At 33.4% G+C, this 15635-nt stretch carries 15 protein-coding genes; 4 read left to right on the top strand and 11 right to left on the bottom strand.

Annotated features, from left to right (window positions below; genetic code table 11):
• The first annotated feature begins 359 nt into the window (after window positions 1-359).
• The gene (locus AAGD44_RS03650; RefSeq protein WP_341764598.1) at window positions 360-1400 is read left to right on the top strand and encodes an LD-carboxypeptidase; all 1041 of its coding nucleotides are present in this window, start codon (window positions 360-362) and stop codon (window positions 1398-1400) included.
• 113 nt (window positions 1401-1513) lie between these two features.
• Here the strand turns inward: AAGD44_RS03650 and AAGD44_RS03645 are convergent, their stop codons facing one another.
• Together AAGD44_RS03645 and lpxK are read right to left on the bottom strand one after the other, a co-directional pair.
• Window positions 1514-2422 carry a lipid A biosynthesis lauroyl acyltransferase gene (locus AAGD44_RS03645; protein ID WP_341764597.1) on the bottom strand — a complete coding sequence of 303 codons (909 nt, stop codon included), beginning with the start codon at window positions 2420-2422 and terminating at the stop codon, window positions 1514-1516.
• Entirely contained in the window at window positions 2406-3374 is a 969-nt protein-coding gene (gene lpxK / locus AAGD44_RS03640) for a tetraacyldisaccharide 4'-kinase (protein ID WP_341764596.1), read from the bottom strand. Before lpxK ends, AAGD44_RS03645 begins: the two co-directional genes overlap by 17 nt.
• A 322-nt stretch (window positions 3375-3696) precedes the next feature.
• Here lpxK and AAGD44_RS03635 point away from each other — a divergent pair, with 322 nt between their 5' ends.
• Window positions 3697-5073, top strand: coding sequence for an MFS transporter (locus tag AAGD44_RS03635; protein ID WP_341764595.1), 1377 nt, complete (start codon window positions 3697-3699; stop codon window positions 5071-5073).
• 701 nt (window positions 5074-5774) lie between these two features.
• Here AAGD44_RS03635 and rpsD read toward each other — a convergent pair.
• The 5 genes from rpsD to AAGD44_RS03610 all read right to left on the bottom strand — a co-directional run bounded on the left by rpsD (window position 5775) and on the right by AAGD44_RS03610 (window position 10799).
• Window positions 5775-6392 carry a 30S ribosomal protein S4 gene (gene rpsD, locus AAGD44_RS03630; protein ID WP_341764594.1) on the bottom strand — a complete coding sequence of 206 codons (618 nt, stop codon included), beginning with the start codon at window positions 6390-6392 and terminating at the stop codon, window positions 5775-5777.
• 231 nt (window positions 6393-6623) lie between these two features.
• Window positions 6624-7439, bottom strand: coding sequence for a 16S rRNA (adenine(1518)-N(6)/adenine(1519)-N(6))-dimethyltransferase RsmA (gene rsmA, locus AAGD44_RS03625; protein WP_341764672.1), 816 nt, complete (start codon window positions 7437-7439; stop codon window positions 6624-6626).
• The gene (locus AAGD44_RS03620) at window positions 7439-8323 is read right to left on the bottom strand and encodes a SurA N-terminal domain-containing protein (protein ID WP_341764593.1); all 885 of its coding nucleotides are present in this window, start codon (window positions 8321-8323) and stop codon (window positions 7439-7441) included. Before AAGD44_RS03620 ends, rsmA begins: the two co-directional genes overlap by 1 nt.
• A gap of 9 nt (window positions 8324-8332) precedes the next feature.
• Window positions 8333-10495 carry an LPS-assembly protein LptD gene (locus AAGD44_RS03615; RefSeq protein ID WP_341764592.1) on the bottom strand — a complete coding sequence of 721 codons (2163 nt, stop codon included), beginning with the start codon at window positions 10493-10495 and terminating at the stop codon, window positions 8333-8335.
• Between the two features lie 109 nt (window positions 10496-10604).
• Window positions 10605-10799, bottom strand: coding sequence for a hypothetical protein (locus tag AAGD44_RS03610; RefSeq protein ID WP_341764591.1), 195 nt, complete (start codon window positions 10797-10799; stop codon window positions 10605-10607).
• Window positions 10800-10823: 24 nt separating this feature from the next.
• Here AAGD44_RS03610 and AAGD44_RS03605 point away from each other — a divergent pair, with 24 nt between their 5' ends.
• Entirely contained in the window at window positions 10824-11708 is an 885-nt protein-coding gene (locus AAGD44_RS03605) for an IS982 family transposase (protein WP_341763539.1), read from the top strand.
• A gap of 981 nt (window positions 11709-12689) precedes the next feature.
• Here the strand turns inward: AAGD44_RS03605 and AAGD44_RS03600 are convergent.
• Complete coding sequence (locus AAGD44_RS03600) at window positions 12690-13049, bottom strand: hypothetical protein (RefSeq protein WP_341764590.1); 360 nt, start codon at window positions 13047-13049, stop codon at window positions 12690-12692.
• Between the two features lie 251 nt (window positions 13050-13300).
• The gene (locus AAGD44_RS03595) at window positions 13301-14539 is read right to left on the bottom strand and encodes an AmpG family muropeptide MFS transporter (protein ID WP_341764589.1); all 1239 of its coding nucleotides are present in this window, start codon (window positions 14537-14539) and stop codon (window positions 13301-13303) included.
• Between the two features lie 208 nt (window positions 14540-14747).
• Here AAGD44_RS03595 and ykgO point away from each other — a divergent pair, with 208 nt between their 5' ends.
• Complete coding sequence (gene ykgO / locus AAGD44_RS03590; protein ID WP_341764588.1) at window positions 14748-14873, top strand: type B 50S ribosomal protein L36; 126 nt, start codon at window positions 14748-14750, stop codon at window positions 14871-14873.
• A gap of 59 nt (window positions 14874-14932) precedes the next feature.
• Here ykgO and AAGD44_RS03585 read toward each other — a convergent pair whose 3' ends face one another.
• Window positions 14933-15136, bottom strand: coding sequence for a hypothetical protein (locus tag AAGD44_RS03585; protein WP_341764587.1), 204 nt, complete (start codon window positions 15134-15136; stop codon window positions 14933-14935).
• Window positions 15137-15281: 145 nt separating this feature from the next.
• A complete protein-coding gene (locus AAGD44_RS03580) occupies window positions 15282-15596 on the bottom strand; it encodes a hypothetical protein (protein WP_341764586.1) in 315 nt (104 codons plus the stop codon).
• Between the last annotated feature and the right edge of the window lie 39 nt (window positions 15597-15635).

Raw genomic sequence — 15635 nt, 5'->3', positions numbered from 1 at the left:
TTTAAGTATTTTTATATTAAAAAATGTACATTACTTTTGTGGATAAGTTTGTGAATAACCCGTGAATAACCGTCTAATATTATAGTTTTTTTTGGGGATTTCATACCATATGATTTATAATTATATTGCTTAAAATATCAATAAAATCTGCGGATTTAATAGAAGAAAAATTAGGATCACAGCATGGGTGTTTAAAGAAATAAATTTTGTGTATAACTTTTGGGGATTATATAAAGCTAATTAATTTTTTAATAATGGTAAAGCTTAGCGTACAATAATTATTATTGCCAAAACTTAAACGTTTATTTATTATCTCTATATTTCCTAAGTAAATTTAAACTATTATTTAATGGGGCTATATGCTGTCAATTAGAATATTTTTTTTATTAGCTGTTCTTTTATTATTAACTGCTTTTTCTAATTCAGGTTTTAAAAAAAATAATATGGAATTTAGCAGCAGATTAGCTACTAGTGTTAATGCAGATTTTAATAAAAATAATGCCGAGTTTATTGCGTTGTTAAAAGATATAAGGCTCAATATCGTAGCTCCAGCTTCAGGGGTTAGTAACGAATTATTGTCAGACTTGCAGCATATTAATTCATTAAACTTAAATATTCCTAAGAATTGTTTTAATGAGAAGAATAGCCTATTCCACGCTAACAGCGATGAAATAAGATATAAATGTTTAGAAAAAGCCCTACTAGATGATGGAACCAAGGTGATTTGGGCATTGCGCGGAGGCTATGGGTCAGCAAAACTGATTCATAATTTACAGAAGTTAAAAAAGCCTGCTCAAGAAAAGTTTTTTATAGGTTTTAGCGATATAACCGCCTTACATATCTTCTTAACCCAAGAATGGGGATGGAAAACTATCCATGGCAATGGAATAGTTGAAGTATTCAATAAAGAGAAGGACCGGCAAAATTTTATCAAAATAGCAAAAATCATTTCTGGCAAAGAAACTGAAGCAACAATCCAAGGTTTGGTGCCACTTAATTCCGAAGCCAAACTTAGTAAACTTATTACAGGGAAATTAACAGGGGGGAATTTAACTCTAGTAGAAAATTCTTTAGCAACAGAATGGCAAATCAAACCTTTGGGGAAAATGCTATTCTTAGAAGATGTAGGGATAAAGCCATATCAATTAGACCGTTCCTTATATCATTTAAAACAAGCTGGAATATTTAACCAAGTAAATGCCATAATATTCGGCTCTTGCGATAACGATAATCAGGATATTATGAATGTACTTAACGACTTTGCAAGCCACCTAAAAGTGCCTGTGTTTAAAACCAATAGGTTTGGACACGAACGACTTAATGATCCAATTATTTATAATACTATTACTAAAATCATTCCTTCTCATAATAATCAATTTGACTTGATAATGAAATTATAATAGACCTCTTGCATAATTTGCATTGAGCAGGAAATTTGTAGGAGATGAGCGCGCAACCGGGGACGGTGAGCTTCATCTAGCTTCTTAACTTATAAAAGGGGGCTATTATAGGGTTAAGATTTTTTTGGTATAGATTTTTTATAATTCTTTTTCCACCTATTGTGAAACCAAAACCACTGCCCTGGATATTCTTGAACCCAGTTACCTAAAATATTATTTATGATATACATTATATTATAGCAGTCTTTTTGGTTATTATTTGTTTTTTGAAATTGTATTGGTGGGTGAACAATTACCCGAAAATAGCTCCCTTTAGTCCGAATAATTTGTAAGGGTACAATGGGGTAATCAAATTGCAAAGCAATTTTAGCGATTGCATGTGCGGTCATAGCAGGCTGGTCTAAAAAAGGTACCTCTATTCCATCATTCATTTTTTGATCTACTAGCATCGCTATAGAATAACCTAATTTAATTGAAGAGATTAACTCCCTAACCCCTGCTGGGCCCTTTGGAATTAATTTGATGTTACTACCAATGCGAGTATTATTAATTAACCTATTAACATATGGGTTATTTGCTTTACGATAAATAATAACAAATTTATGATAAAATTTATTCGCTATTTTAAGAGCAAAGTCCCAATTAGCAAAATGTCCGGTAAATAATAAGAATGGCTGGTGCAATTGCTGAAATTTTTCTATATTATTTAACCCTGTTATTTCTACTCTTGTTGATAGCTCTTCTTCGCTCATTTTGTTTACATAAGGGAACTCTCCTATAAAGGCCCCAAAATTATCCCACACCTGTTTAACTATTGCTTGAGAATCTACTGCGCTACCAAAAGCATTTTTAATATTTGCCTGAGCAACCTTGTTCACTGGCAATAAAGGGCCAATTTTTTTAGCCAAATAGCTGCAAATACTTACTGATTTCCCAAGCCCCAACACTCCCATTATTTTTATTATTATTATTACTATAAAATATTCGAATAAATATCTAATATTTTTAAAGAATTTTTGCATATATTAGTTCTCTTAAATGTCTGTCATTACTTATTACTAAATGTACATCACAACAAATGATTGGTAAATTGACGTCATAAATTTTCACATAATCTTTTGGAGTAGTTATTAAATAGGCATTATATTTTTCGGCTTGTTTTGCCAAATATTCTAAATCTTCTTTAGAATATTGATAATGATCTGGAAAACTTTGGCACCCTAATAATTTTAACCCATAATTTTCTAAGGTAGAAAAAAACCTTTCTGGATTCCCGATACCAGTAAAAGCAAAATAATTTTTACTTTTATCTATATCTATAGAGGGAATTATTTGAGCATGAAATAATTTATCCTTAATATTTAAGGTGCAATAATCCTGAGCAATACTAGTTGCGCTAATTGAGATGATTATATCAGATTTTTCTACCGCGCGCGTGGGTTTTTGTCGTAAGGGCCCAGCTGGGATTAGAAATTCGTTACCAAATAACCTGTGAGCATCAATTGTTAAAAGCACAAAATCTTTATAAAAATTGGGATTCTGCAATGAATCATCCACTATCATCACCATTGGTTTAAGCTGGCTGATCAAAGGGCTAATTTGCTGGATTTTCTTTGCCGCAATTACTGTACCATATTTTAATAGCATTACTGCTTCATCTCCTACCTCTAAAGCTGTATGAGTAGGGCTAACTAGCACAGCTTGCTTAAGGGTACCTCCATATCCTTTAGTGACAATTATAAAATTACTATTCTTAGCCTGCAACATCTCAGCAATAAAACGAACGACTTGGGTTTTGCCTGTACCGCCAACACTGATATTTCCTACGCAAATTACTTTACAGGGAAACCTAATTGGCTTAGCAATTAACCTTCTAATATAAGTAGCACAAAGATATACTAAGCTGAAAGGAAATAATAAATAGGCAATAACATTCCTTGTGTGCCAAAATCTTGGGTAAATAAGTTTAATCATCGTAATCGTATCTTAATTATTAAAATATCTTTAACAAATCATTTCTAAGGGATATTATCTTAAGAACCCCAAAGTAATCAGTTGTTTTTTATTATACTGCAAAAACTCGAAGAATTGATAAAGCAATTTATGCAAATTCTGAATAACCTATTAGTTAGGTTCTGTGAAGGTTTCTATGTAATGAGCAGGATTATAGGCGTTTTTGCTCATAGAACCGCAGCGTACTACATTGTACGTAACATAAGCACGCGAAACTTTGATAAAATGAAAAAACAACTCTTGAGAGGTGAAGAGTATATATTATGTACAGGAGTATAGATCAATGGTACCTTGGATAGTAGCAATCGCATTATTTATGCAAAATTTAGATGTGACTATTTTAAATAGCGCTATACCTGTTATAGCGCAGGATTTAAATCAATATCCTTTAAATCTTAAATTTGCTTTAACAAGCTATCTAGTAAGTTTAGGGGTATTAATTCCAATTAGTGGCTGGCTATCAGATAAATACGGTGCTAAGGGAGTATTAATGCTTGGGGTCACTATATTTGGTTTAGGGTCATTGTTATGCGGCAGCTCATTTAGCCTAGAGCATTTAGTAATATCAAGGATAATACAAGGGGCTGGCGGGGCATTAATGGTGCCAGTATGCCGCCTAATATTAATTAAAACTTATCCGAAATCTCAGTTAGTGAGTGCTACTAATCAGGCTACAATACCCTCACTTATAGGGCCAGTACTAGGACCCTCTTTAGGAGGCTTTATTGTTACCTGGTTTTCTTGGAGATGGATATTCTTTATCAATATCCCTTTTTGTTTTATCTTATTATACTTAGCCTCCCATTATGTTGAGAATTTTAAGGAAGAAAAGGTAGGAAAATTTGATATAATTGGCTTTATTTTATTCGCCGCTTTTTTATCGTTAACTATTTTTTTAATAGAAACAATTAGCACTTCTTTTTTGAGTAACATAATTAGTATAATTTTACTTACTCTTAGTTTTATTTTATTAGGTTTATATTTTTATTTTACAAAAAAAATAAAAGAGCCATTTCTTGATAAGAAACTATTTGCTATAAGAACCTTTACTATCACAATATTAGGAAGTTTTTTTTCGAGGATAGGAATTGGAGGCATCCCTTTTTTATTACCAATGTTATTACAGATTAATAGAGGTTTCTCCCCGATTAAATCTGGTCTTTATATAATATTTTATGCTGGGGCAATGCTAGTAGCTAAATTTTTTATAAAAGGAATTTTACAAAAAATAGGGTTTAGAAAATGTTTAATTTTTAATACTATTTTATTAGGAATAAGTATTAGTGGCTTACTTTTTATCGTATATAATTCAAATATATGGGTAATGGCTACAGTAATTTTTTGGCATGGATTTTTTACTTCCATTCAATTTAGTTGCCTTAATGTACTCACCTACAGCGATTTAACAGAAGATCTGGTCAGTAAAGGGACAAGTATAGGCAGTGCTATTCAACAATTATCGATGAGTTTTGGTGTAGCATTTACCGTAATATTATTAAAGTTAAGCAAGTCCCCGGATGCGCTGAGTACGCATATTTCTTATAATATAACCCTCTCTACTTTGACTATATTCATATTATTTACCGCATTCACTTTTACTGCGCTTGACCGTAATGCAGGAGTTAAAGCCAGTAATAATAAGTTACTGGCAATACATTAAACTTCCTGCATAATTCTACTGATCCTGGTAATTTGTGCGTCGTTCCGGTACTCAAATTCTCAGCTGCACCCTAGGGCGCTGCGGTTTTGCGTGAAGAGTCTCCTACAAATTCCCTAGCAGCAGTGAATTATGCAAGAAGACTATTAAACTTAATTTAAGTGTGCAAATGAACATATACTCGTATGCTCCCCAGAATTGTTTTTTTATTAAATTTCCTGCATAAGTCGAAAATAGTTAAGGGATTTTTAGGAAAAACGAAGCCAAGCTGCGTATAGCTTATACACTATAGTCCATTAAGGTGCCTACAGGGTATTTATCTTCAAGTATGCATGACTACTATGCTTCCCGTGTGCTATCGTGTATGTATCATAATAACCTAAGCTAATCATTAGGATATACCCAGGATAGTATGCGGCAAGCATAATAGCCGTGTATACTTGAAGATAAATCTCTGTAGGCACTTTAATGGTCCATACTATACATAGACGATTGTTACAGAGCGGAGGCAAGTGTTGACACAAATTACCAACTAGACCGACTGATGCAGGAAGTCTAGTATAGCCTACGGTGTTTAGCGGATGATACATAAAACATTTTCAGGATTCAGTAATGCTCACATATTAACTATATGCTGCACCACCTCATCTTAAAATTCAAATATCACCAACTAAATCACTTTGGCTATAAGTGATATGTGTGGGTTATCTAGAATATAGTTCTACTATTAAGTGCACTTCTGGTTCAAAAGGGTATGGTACGTCAGAAATTAATGGAATCCTGAGGAATTTACCAGATAATGCAGAAGGATCCATAACTAAGTAACTAGGCACTGTCCTTGCTTGTTTGCTTGATGCTTCGACTATTACAGGAATTTGTTTTGCAGAATCGCGTAATTCAATAACATCCCCTTCTTTCAATTTTATACTCGGTATATCAACCTTTTGACCATTAATTTTAATATGTCCATGAGTAACAAATTGGCGGGCTGCAAAGATAGTGGGGGCAAGATTCATCCTATAAATCACTGCATCTAGTCTTCTTTCTAGTAAGCCAATAAAATTTTCTCCGGTATTGCCTTTCATTTTCAGTGCAAGGGCAAAAGTATTCCTAAACTGCTTCTCATTAACGCGACCATAATAACATTTTAGCTTTTGTTTGGCCTTTAAATGCAAACCATAATCAGAAGTTTTGATCATGGTATTTTGCCCATGCTGCCCAGGACGATAATTCCGTGTATTATAGGAATCCTTATTATCCCCCCACAGGCTTACTCCGAGTCTTCTACTGGCTTTATATTTAGAACTAATAATTTTTGTCACGCTCTATATCTCTTAATTTTAGTATGCATATTATTGCTTTTAAGGTGGATTGGTATACTGCTCGTACTTCAAGAATTGGGGTGCGGCGACACCCTAAAGATCGAGGCTTTTCACGTACCGGTAAGTACGCTACGTGGCTCGATTTTACCGCATGCTAGCTCTTCTTGAAGGGGATTCTATCGTCTATCACCTATTCATTTACCAACAGTATATGTATTTTAGGGGTTAAAGTCAATCTTTTAAATATAATTTTGCTAAGGATAAGTAATCTTGCGGTAATAGATTTTCTGCTCTAGAGCAAGGATTAATTTTGAGTTCTGCTAGCAAATCATCTATTTTAGGGGTCAATTTTTTTAAAGATGTTTTAATCATTTTACGCCTTTCACCAAAAGCGAATTTAGTAATTTGTTCTACTGCTTCTATTAATTTATTAGGTAGCAGATGGACAAGCGGCGTAAGTTTTACTATGCTTGAGTAAACTTGTGGGGGGGGATAAAAAGACTTCGGCCCTACATCAAAACATTTTTCCACAGAGCAAAGTAGCTGACATATTATTGATAATCTCCCATAAGATTTTGTCCCAGCTACCCCACATATTCTATCTACTACCTCTCTTTGCAGCATTAAAGTCATGCTAGTTATTAAAGTTAATTGTTTTAACCACTTAATTACCAGTCCTGTGCCAATTTGATAAGGTAAATTCGAGATAATATTTATTTTGTTGGTAACTAGAGATAGCAAATCAAGCTTGCAAGCATCGCCATGAATAATATTTAAATTAGGATATACTTCCTTTACCTCTTCAAGCAAAGGAATACACCTGGGATCACATTCAATAACGGTTAAAGAAGCAGGGGCTTTGGATAAAATTGCTCTAGTTAGCCCTGCGCTACCGGCTCCCACTTCTAATACTCTCTCATTTTCTTTTAATCCACTAACTCGTACTATTTTATCACATAAACTATTGTCAAAAATAAAATTCTGCCCATATTTCTTCAAAGGAAGCAGCCTATGTTTGCTTGCATGCTGGGCAATAGAAGGTAATATCACAACGGCAACATTATTTTGATATAAGCTTTTTTATGTAGGTCATCCAAAAATTTTTGTGCCTTCTGGGATATTTTTTTGTTAGTTAGAAAGTTTAATATATAATTACTTTCGTCAGGCGTAATATTTAGTACTTTTTTATTACACATTAATATTATTTTAAATCCATCTTTTGTTTCAAACACACTACTTTTTTCTTCTATATTAAGATCTCTAAGGATGGTTTGCATGGTAGAATCTAAATCACTTAGCTTTTGATTAATAGTTTCTACGGTAGCAAAATCGCTATATAGAGATTGCTTCACTGTATCGCAATTTTTAAGACGTTTTTGTAAATTATACATTCTTTGTAAGGTTCTAGCCTCTTTATTTTTTGAAGTAAAAATTTGGGCTGATATTTCTGCATCCTTTTCGTTAGCTGCTAAGATAATAGTATTAATCTCTTTAGGACTAACAGTAATAGATTTTGTTAAGCCAGATAAAATATGCGTTTTGATAATTTCTGCCCTAATTTGGGATTTATAGCTATCAATATCAACACCTTTACTTTTTAAAAATTCTATTAATTGGCCGCGGGACATCTTATGACGCTGTTCTATAGTACTGATCGCTTCCTTTACTTCACCTTCAGAAATTTTATTTTGTGTAGTTTGAGATAATAACGCTTCATCTATTAGGCCTTTCATTACAACTGAATCTAGTTGATGCTCCTGCTCACTGCTTAGATTTCTAATATCATTGAGTGCCATAATCATATGTTTTCGTGCTTGAAATTCATTTAAAGTGATTGGCGCATTATTAACCAAAGCAACTATGTTAGGTAATTCGGCTTTTGCCATAGTTATGTTAAGAACAATAATAACTAAACAAAATATTTTGTTCATATTTAAAACTCACATATTTAATATTTTTAAACCAAGAGAAATAGTGGGCAAGGAAAAAGTTTTCTTTATTCCTCTTCTACTATCTACCATATAATCGTCAGAAAGCTGTGCAGCTATTCTAACACAATCATTTAAGTATGTCACCTTGATACTCTTAGAAAGTACGCGTCTTTTAGTTTTAGATAAATCTAACCTCATATTATGCGAAAGCAGCCAATTATCGGTTAATTGGTAGGAGAAATTATAATAAATTTGCCGTAACTTATTCGCGGGCAATGTGTTTATGAAATAATATTTTTGCAAATTGCTTATTTGAACAAGGCTGGAGGTAACCTGGAATTGGTTAAGGGAAATATTCGTCCCTATTTCGTCTCGGATTGGTTTTAGGTTTTTACTTTTTCTAAATCTGTAAAATAACTCTATATTATCAGAAAAACTGCTAGAAATTTTGCCCACATTTTCTATATGGTCATTAGGGCTAGAGTAAAAATTAGTATTATAAGCTTGCCCTAGGAACAGCGCAAAATGATTTAATCCTGAATTGATTGCTGAATTAATGCCGTAACTTAGCCGAGTACCAAATTCATGATTATCTATACCGCTATAATGATTAGGAAGAAAGATGTTGTTTTCTGATAACTCATATTTAGAATTATCTATGAAAGAAAATTTCTTATTAGAATTATGCTTGCGCCCAATAGTTACTGATACAATAGGCTCTATCATTAGAGCAGAGTGATGAGAAATTAAGCTGGCAAGGGGGTAACGCCAAATAGTATGAATTTCGGGAATATTTCTCGCTAATACTTTGCCCGCTCGAACATCGTTTGGATATAGATGATTAATAATATATAGATCAGTTCTATTGCGCAGGACAAAACTAAATAAATGGCCAGTAGAGGTTAGAAAGTTATTATCTATAGCAAGCTTCAAGGCCGTGCGCCCTAACTCTTTGCCACTTTTTTCTTTATAAATTAAGGTATTATTTTCAATAACCAACCTACTAGTTTCGTGGTCATTCAAATTTATCACCTTCTTAGTCCGGAGATAAGGAAAAATTAAGGGATCAGTAGTTCCTGAGTCATATATATTTAATCCTTCAAAATTTATTCCTTCCATTAAAAAATAATTATAGTGATTTATATTACGTAAATATATTTTAGAGGTAAGATAAGGAGTATAATTTTGATAATAGTTTTTTAAATAAGCTGTATCACTAACACGCTCTAACTTAAATCCATAACTATAATTTTCTCTTTTGAAAGTACCATTAGCTAATATGTAACCTGAATATATATTACGGTTTTTTAATATGTTATTTCCATCAAGAAGTTTATATGGGACTTTTCCATAGCTTGTTTCTAATAACATATAATCACTGCTATTTGGCTTATAACGTCCTTCCAATTCTAAAATATTATATTTTTGAAAAATTCGTGGAGTGAACGTAAAATCTAAATTAGGCTTGGCTCTATAATATAACGGTATACCTAGGCCATTATTACGAATTTTAGGTACTAATACCCCAGATTTCGCCTTAGCTTTAGGCGTTGGATGAGAGAAATATGGGGTGTAAAAAATAGGTACACCCCACACTTCAAAAAACAGGTGTTTATAAACCATTATATTATTATTAAGATCTACTTCGGTATTTTTGGCAGAAATTTGCCAAATAGGTTTCTTATTACATAATATTTTGCAAGGGGTAAAAGTACTATTTGCTAGCTGTAAAACGTTTTCATTGACTCTTTCTGCTAGCTGGGATACTAAAATTGTATTATCCCCAAAATATAAAATAAAGTCAGAAATTACTCCAGTTTTTAGCTTGTCTTTTAATATAACAGTTTCCCCTAAAATGATTTTATTTTGTTGATCTTTAATCACTACATTACCTTCTGCCCATAGCTTATCTTGAGCTATATCATAGAATAATCTATTACTTGATAAAAAATAATCTCCTATTATTAATTGAACATTCCCTTTAGCGTAAATCATTTGTTCATTTTTAACATATTCCACATAATCAGTTGATATAAAGTTAAATTGCTGAGGAGCTAATTGTGAGTCTGCTGCTTGGTGGTCAGCATTTGTTAAATAGGGGAAAAGAAATAAGATCATTATTATGATAATATGCCTATCCAGCTTAACCCAAGAGGAAATTTGTTTTAACAATTTCGTAGGTATTTGCGCGCTTAAAGGAAGCGTAGTTGATAAATGGCACAGGATTGGCATCTAAAGATAATTATAAAGTGTTTCAATAGACTTGCTGCATAAGCCCGATCTATGGGGTGATTTTGTTGTCAAAACTTGCCCCCACTATTTTTGACTTATGCAGCAAGTCTAATAATATCAATATAGCAAAATATGTTATATGAAAATGATTATTCGACTTTAAATAAAGGAAATTATTAAAATAACGCCATGTTCGACTTTTTTTTAAGATTGACAAAAGAATAGGATAGCCTAATAAGGTCATAGTTCAATTATCGAGAAAGAAGCTATGACCCTAGAAGAGTTTATCATTACTGTGTATTGTTTCATAGAAGAAAAAATGACTATAATAACCAAAAATATCAAAGTAAGGAAAGCAGGATTTCCACCTTGCTTAAGTGACGTGGAAGCATTAACAATGGAAGTGGTGGGAGAATTTATCGGTTTGCACCAAGACAAGCAGATATGGGAATATTTTAAACGTCATTTTCAAGAATGGTTTCCCAATCTAAAGAGTAGACCGTCTTATGTGAAGCAATGTAGCGGTCTTTTATCTATTAAGAACATGCTGCTTGCCGACTTGTTTAAGAGTGCAAGCAAATCAGATCTGCATATGATAGATGGGGTACCGATTCCTGTAATAAATTTGGCCCGAGCAACGAGAGGGCGATGTTTTAAGGAATACGCTGACTATGGGTACTGCGCTTCGAAAGATAGCTATTATTACGGTTTTCTAGGACACGTATTAATTAATGAAGAAGGTCGAATAGCTGGATTCATGATAACTCCTGCTAATGGGTCTGAACGTGAAGCTCTGCAAGTAATGTCTCCTAATATTAGTGGCATGGTACTGGGCGATAAAGGCTATCTTGGTCAGGATTTAAAAGATGAGTTGGCCACCAAAAACATTGATTTACAAACACCTTTAAAAAAGAATATGAAGGATAATAGATCCAAGAATTTCCTTAAATGGATTACTGCTACTCGTCGTTTAATTGAAACTGTTATTGGTCAGCTTACAGAACGTTTTGCTATTAATGCTATCAGAGTTAAGAGTTACTGGCATCTACAATCTCGCATCGCTAGAAAATTACTTGCTCATACTATTGCTACATTTTTGACAAAGTCTTTAAAACTTGTGCCAACACAACTCGAAAAATTAGTTACCTGCTAAAAAAAAGTCGAACATGGCGTTAAAATATAGAGATAGTATACTCTTTTGATCTGCCAAAACCCTCATTTTATTTGGCAGTAATAGGCGCGCGTAAGTAACATATACGTTACATAAGCACGTGAAACTCCAATAAAATGAACAAACAATTCTAGGGATCACTCGAGTATATTCGAGCCTAGAATAATAGGTCTGCTGCCAGACTGCTCTCAATATCTAAAGATTTAGACATGAGTCCCTAGCATCTCTATAGCATCGGTTGTATTAAAAACTGTACTATCGGGGGTGGAGGGGTCACTACTATAGGATGAATATCCAGAGTTAGGTTCCTTGAGTACGTAAAAATAGAAGAGCCAACACAAAACCATGGTAATACTGGCAACCACCATAGCGGTGCTGCACGTTGTGTTGCACGTGTACCACGCTTTTAGTGCTCCTTCACTACATATCTTATCTTTTACTGTTGCTAGATAACAGCGGTGGCTTGTCACATCTGGAGATGATACTGGAGATACTGGATATGATACGGGACTCATGTTTTTAGGTATACCAGAATCAGGTCTATAGGTAGGAGAAGGGAAGTTTATTGGAGTATTAGATAAAAGTGTTGGCATCGTTGACAGTTGCATAAATTACTCATTTTTAAGTTGATAAAGTACTATTATAGTTATTAAGTTATCTATAATAGCTGTTAAAGTTAATTTAATATAAAGACGTTTATTAGGTATAGTTAAAAGCAGCTAAAAGGTAAAAAATTTTTAAACCAAGGGTAGGAATGGATTAATTTCAAGAAAATATTAATCAGTAGACTTGCTGCCTCAGTCAATAGATTTGCTTTCATAGCCGGCGCCGAGCTGGTAAGAGACAATTAATCTAGGATCAAATCCTCACGTACCCTTAAGTACGCAGCTCGGCTCAGCTGCGTTGTCCCTAAAAATCCCGAGAGCTTTTTCGGCTTATGCAGGAAGTCTAATATCTAAAGATTTAGACATGAGTCCCTAGCATTTCTATAGTATCGGTTGTATTAAAAACTGTACTATTGAGGGGGGAGAAGGTGTCATTACTATAGGATGAATATTCAGAGTTAGGCCCCTTGAGTACATTATAATGGTAGAGCAAGCTGACTATACATCCGGCAGTAGCGACAGTAAGAATAGTAGCTCCGTACGCTATTTTGGCGGATTTACTGCACACCGCATCTCTTATTTTTGCTGCATACCCATCGTTATCTGTCACCCCTATAGTTGTTACCTGCTCCATCCGTTCAGGTACATGGGTAGAAACAGCCCTGATAGGAAGAGGATATTTCATTGGCAGATTGGATAAAGATTTTGGTTGTTCCATAAATTACTCATTTTTAAGTTGATAAGCTACTATTATAGTTATTAAGTTATCTATAATAGCTGTTAAGCTTAATTTAACATAAAAATGTTTATTATGTATAGTTAAAAACAACTAAAAGGTAAAAAATTTTTAAACCAAGGGTAGGAAATATTAATTTCGAGAAAATATTAAGAAGTAGACTTCCTGGCTCAGTCAAGAGATTCTCTTTCACAGCCGGCACCGAGTTGTTAATTTTTACCTCAAATCTAGGTTCAAATTAACAAGGATCTCAGTTTTCTAAGAAGTAGTAAAGAGGGTAGAGTAATGATTATAATGAATAGGAAAAAGTTTTGCCAACCAAGTTGTACTACAACATATCCGGAAAGAGCAGGGAAAATTGATCTAGAAAAGCCCATCATAGCAGTGAAAAAAGAATATTGAGTAGCCCGGAATCTCCCTTGACATATTGAAGCTATAAAAGCTATATATGCGGTCATAGCCATCCCACTAGTGATACTTTCAAACCCTACTGTAATAAATAATAATAATAAGTTTTTACCACATATTTCTTGGAGAATAAGCAAACTATGGGCAAACATATGTAATATGCCAAATAACAACAAACTATCTAATATATTTTTTTTCCTCATAATGAAACTGGCTATTAATCCTCCCATTATTGCTGATACTATTCCTAAAAACTTACCAGTACTTGCTATTTCTAGTTCGTTATAGCCAATATGAATTAAAAACGGGTTGATCATCATGTTGATAAAATTATCTGGCAATCTATATAAAATGAGGAAAACTATTATAGTCAACGTCAAAGAAAATGGACCAACAGGCTTTAATATATTTTGGATGAAAGTAGAACTATTGATCCATTCTCTCTTTTTATGGATCAATATTGTTCGGGGAGGACGATTTTTAGGGTGTAATAAGCTAATAGTTAAAATAACTGAATAAACTAGCACCAAAATAGCAAAAATTTTATATATACTACTCCAGCCAAGATGCGCGGATAGATAAATCGCAGCAGGTCCTGAGATTAACATCCCAATACGGTAACCAAAAATGTAGATTCCTGCCGTGGCTCCTTGAGATTCTTTGGCAATTATTTCAGTTCTAAGGGCGCCAAGAATTGCATCTTGGGCTGAACTCAAGAAAGCTATTACTACCCCTATTAAAGCAAATATTATCAGATTATATTTAGGGTCTAAGATACTTAAAAGAAAAATAAATAAGGCTAAAAAAAATTGAATTACACAAATCCAAGATAGTCTATGCCCCAATATTTTGCTTAAATATCCTAGATAGACAGTATCGAATATAGGAGCCCATAAAAAATTTATAGAGTAAGGAATCAGAATAAAAGCAAATATCCCTATCGTTTGTAAATCAAGCGCTTCTTTAGCTAGCCAATAATTTAAAGTATTACCAGTAATCATTAGAGTAAAGCCGCTAATTAAACCAAATAAAAAAATAATAAATAATTTATAGCTGCTTAACATAATCTATTCTAAGTAACGAAGAGTCTCTAAAACGCAAGATACTCTAATAATTATATTAGGGCAAGCCTACTATTAATGTAATATTTAAGTTTTAAGTTGACGTAGATAAGAAAAAATATTATTGTCATCGTTTTTAATACCAAACCTACTATAAGAGCTGATCTAGTATTTTATAAGTTTTGGTTAAGTAGGGATAAAGGTTAAATATATGAAAGTTGTTAGTTCCTTGAAATCTTTAAAGAAAAGAGATAAGGATTGTCAGGTAGTTAAAAGAAAAGGTAAAATCCTGGTAATAAATAAGAAAACTAAGAGATTTAAAGCTAAGCAAGGCTAAGCGCCTTGCTATAGGTTTATTTGGGTTTGTCTTAAATCTCTTGTGGTTTAGTATAAGGATTATACCGCAAGATCCGCATTGGAGTTTTGTCCTAGGGGGGCAATATCTAATTCCTGGTCATTAAAAACTATTTCACTATTGTAAGGTACTGCGTGAGGAGCGCTGCTATTAGTGATCGCAGGGTTAAGGTGTAAATTATCAGTATCTCCTGCGTGCCACCCATCGTTACTACATTGAAAATTAAGCCAGTATGATACTTTCATATTAGCAGGAGTAGCAGCTTCCTGATGAACTTCATTTTGAGGGTTATAGTCACTTTTGTGTAGCGTAATTAATTGGCTAGGTTCATTTACAGTGCGGTGATAATCACGAGATGGAAAAAGCTCTGCAGATAAACAATCTTTGTCCCTATCTATTTTTACAGATGCTTATTAGCGTCCGAAGGCTCTCAGCTATTCTACATGAGGATATAAGTTCTGGCTTTAAGCTTAAGTCAGAAAAACATATAGGTATTAACTCCTTCTCTGTTAGCGCTAATGCTGTCATATACAATTCTTTCTCAGATAATTGGGATATCTTCTCCGCAAGATCACGAATCGTTTCCCTGTAAGTATTTATTTCATTCTCATAAATTTCTAGTGTTAAAGGCGTAGGTTTACTAGGAGCTATTCTCTTGTTTATGGTTGGTGTTTGGTTGTTTGGATCATATAGGGGTTTACTCATATCTTCTCTTAATTATATTTATATAAGATATCCTGACAT

It is taken from the genome of Candidatus Tisiphia endosymbiont of Beris chalybata, assembly GCF_964026555.1.
Taxonomy (GTDB): Bacteria; Pseudomonadota; Alphaproteobacteria; order Rickettsiales; family Rickettsiaceae; genus Tisiphia.
This window is presented reverse-complemented; position numbering and strand designations above follow the sequence as displayed.

Excerpts from the sequence above, each read along its gene's own strand:
- AAGD44_RS03580 (WP_341764586.1), bottom strand. The coding sequence starts at position 15,596 with ATGAGTAAACCCCTATATGATCCAAACAACCAAACACCAACCATAAAC.
- lpxK (WP_341764596.1), bottom strand. The coding sequence starts at position 3,374 with ATGATTAAACTTATTTACCCAAGATTTTGGCACACAAGGAATGTTATT.
- AAGD44_RS03635 (WP_341764595.1), top strand. The coding sequence starts at position 3,697 with ATGGTACCTTGGATAGTAGCAATCGCATTATTTATGCAAAATTTAGAT.
- AAGD44_RS03610 (WP_341764591.1), bottom strand. The coding sequence starts at position 10,799 with ATGACCTTATTAGGCTATCCTATTCTTTTGTCAATCTTAAAAAAAAGT.
- AAGD44_RS03620 (WP_341764593.1), bottom strand. The coding sequence starts at position 8,323 with ATGAACAAAATATTTTGTTTAGTTATTATTGTTCTTAACATAACTATG.
- AAGD44_RS03645 (WP_341764597.1), bottom strand. The coding sequence starts at position 2,422 with ATGCAAAAATTCTTTAAAAATATTAGATATTTATTCGAATATTTTATA.
- AAGD44_RS03600 (WP_341764590.1), bottom strand. The coding sequence starts at position 13,049 with ATGGAACAACCAAAATCTTTATCCAATCTGCCAATGAAATATCCTCTT.
- ykgO (WP_341764588.1), top strand. The coding sequence starts at position 14,748 with ATGAAAGTTGTTAGTTCCTTGAAATCTTTAAAGAAAAGAGATAAGGAT.
- AAGD44_RS03585 (WP_341764587.1), bottom strand. The coding sequence starts at position 15,136 with ATGAAAGTATCATACTGGCTTAATTTTCAATGTAGTAACGATGGGTGG.
- AAGD44_RS03650 (WP_341764598.1), top strand. The coding sequence starts at position 360 with ATGCTGTCAATTAGAATATTTTTTTTATTAGCTGTTCTTTTATTATTA.
- AAGD44_RS03595 (WP_341764589.1), bottom strand. The coding sequence starts at position 14,539 with ATGTTAAGCAGCTATAAATTATTTATTATTTTTTTATTTGGTTTAATT.
- AAGD44_RS03605 (WP_341763539.1), top strand. The coding sequence starts at position 10,824 with ATGACCCTAGAAGAGTTTATCATTACTGTGTATTGTTTCATAGAAGAA.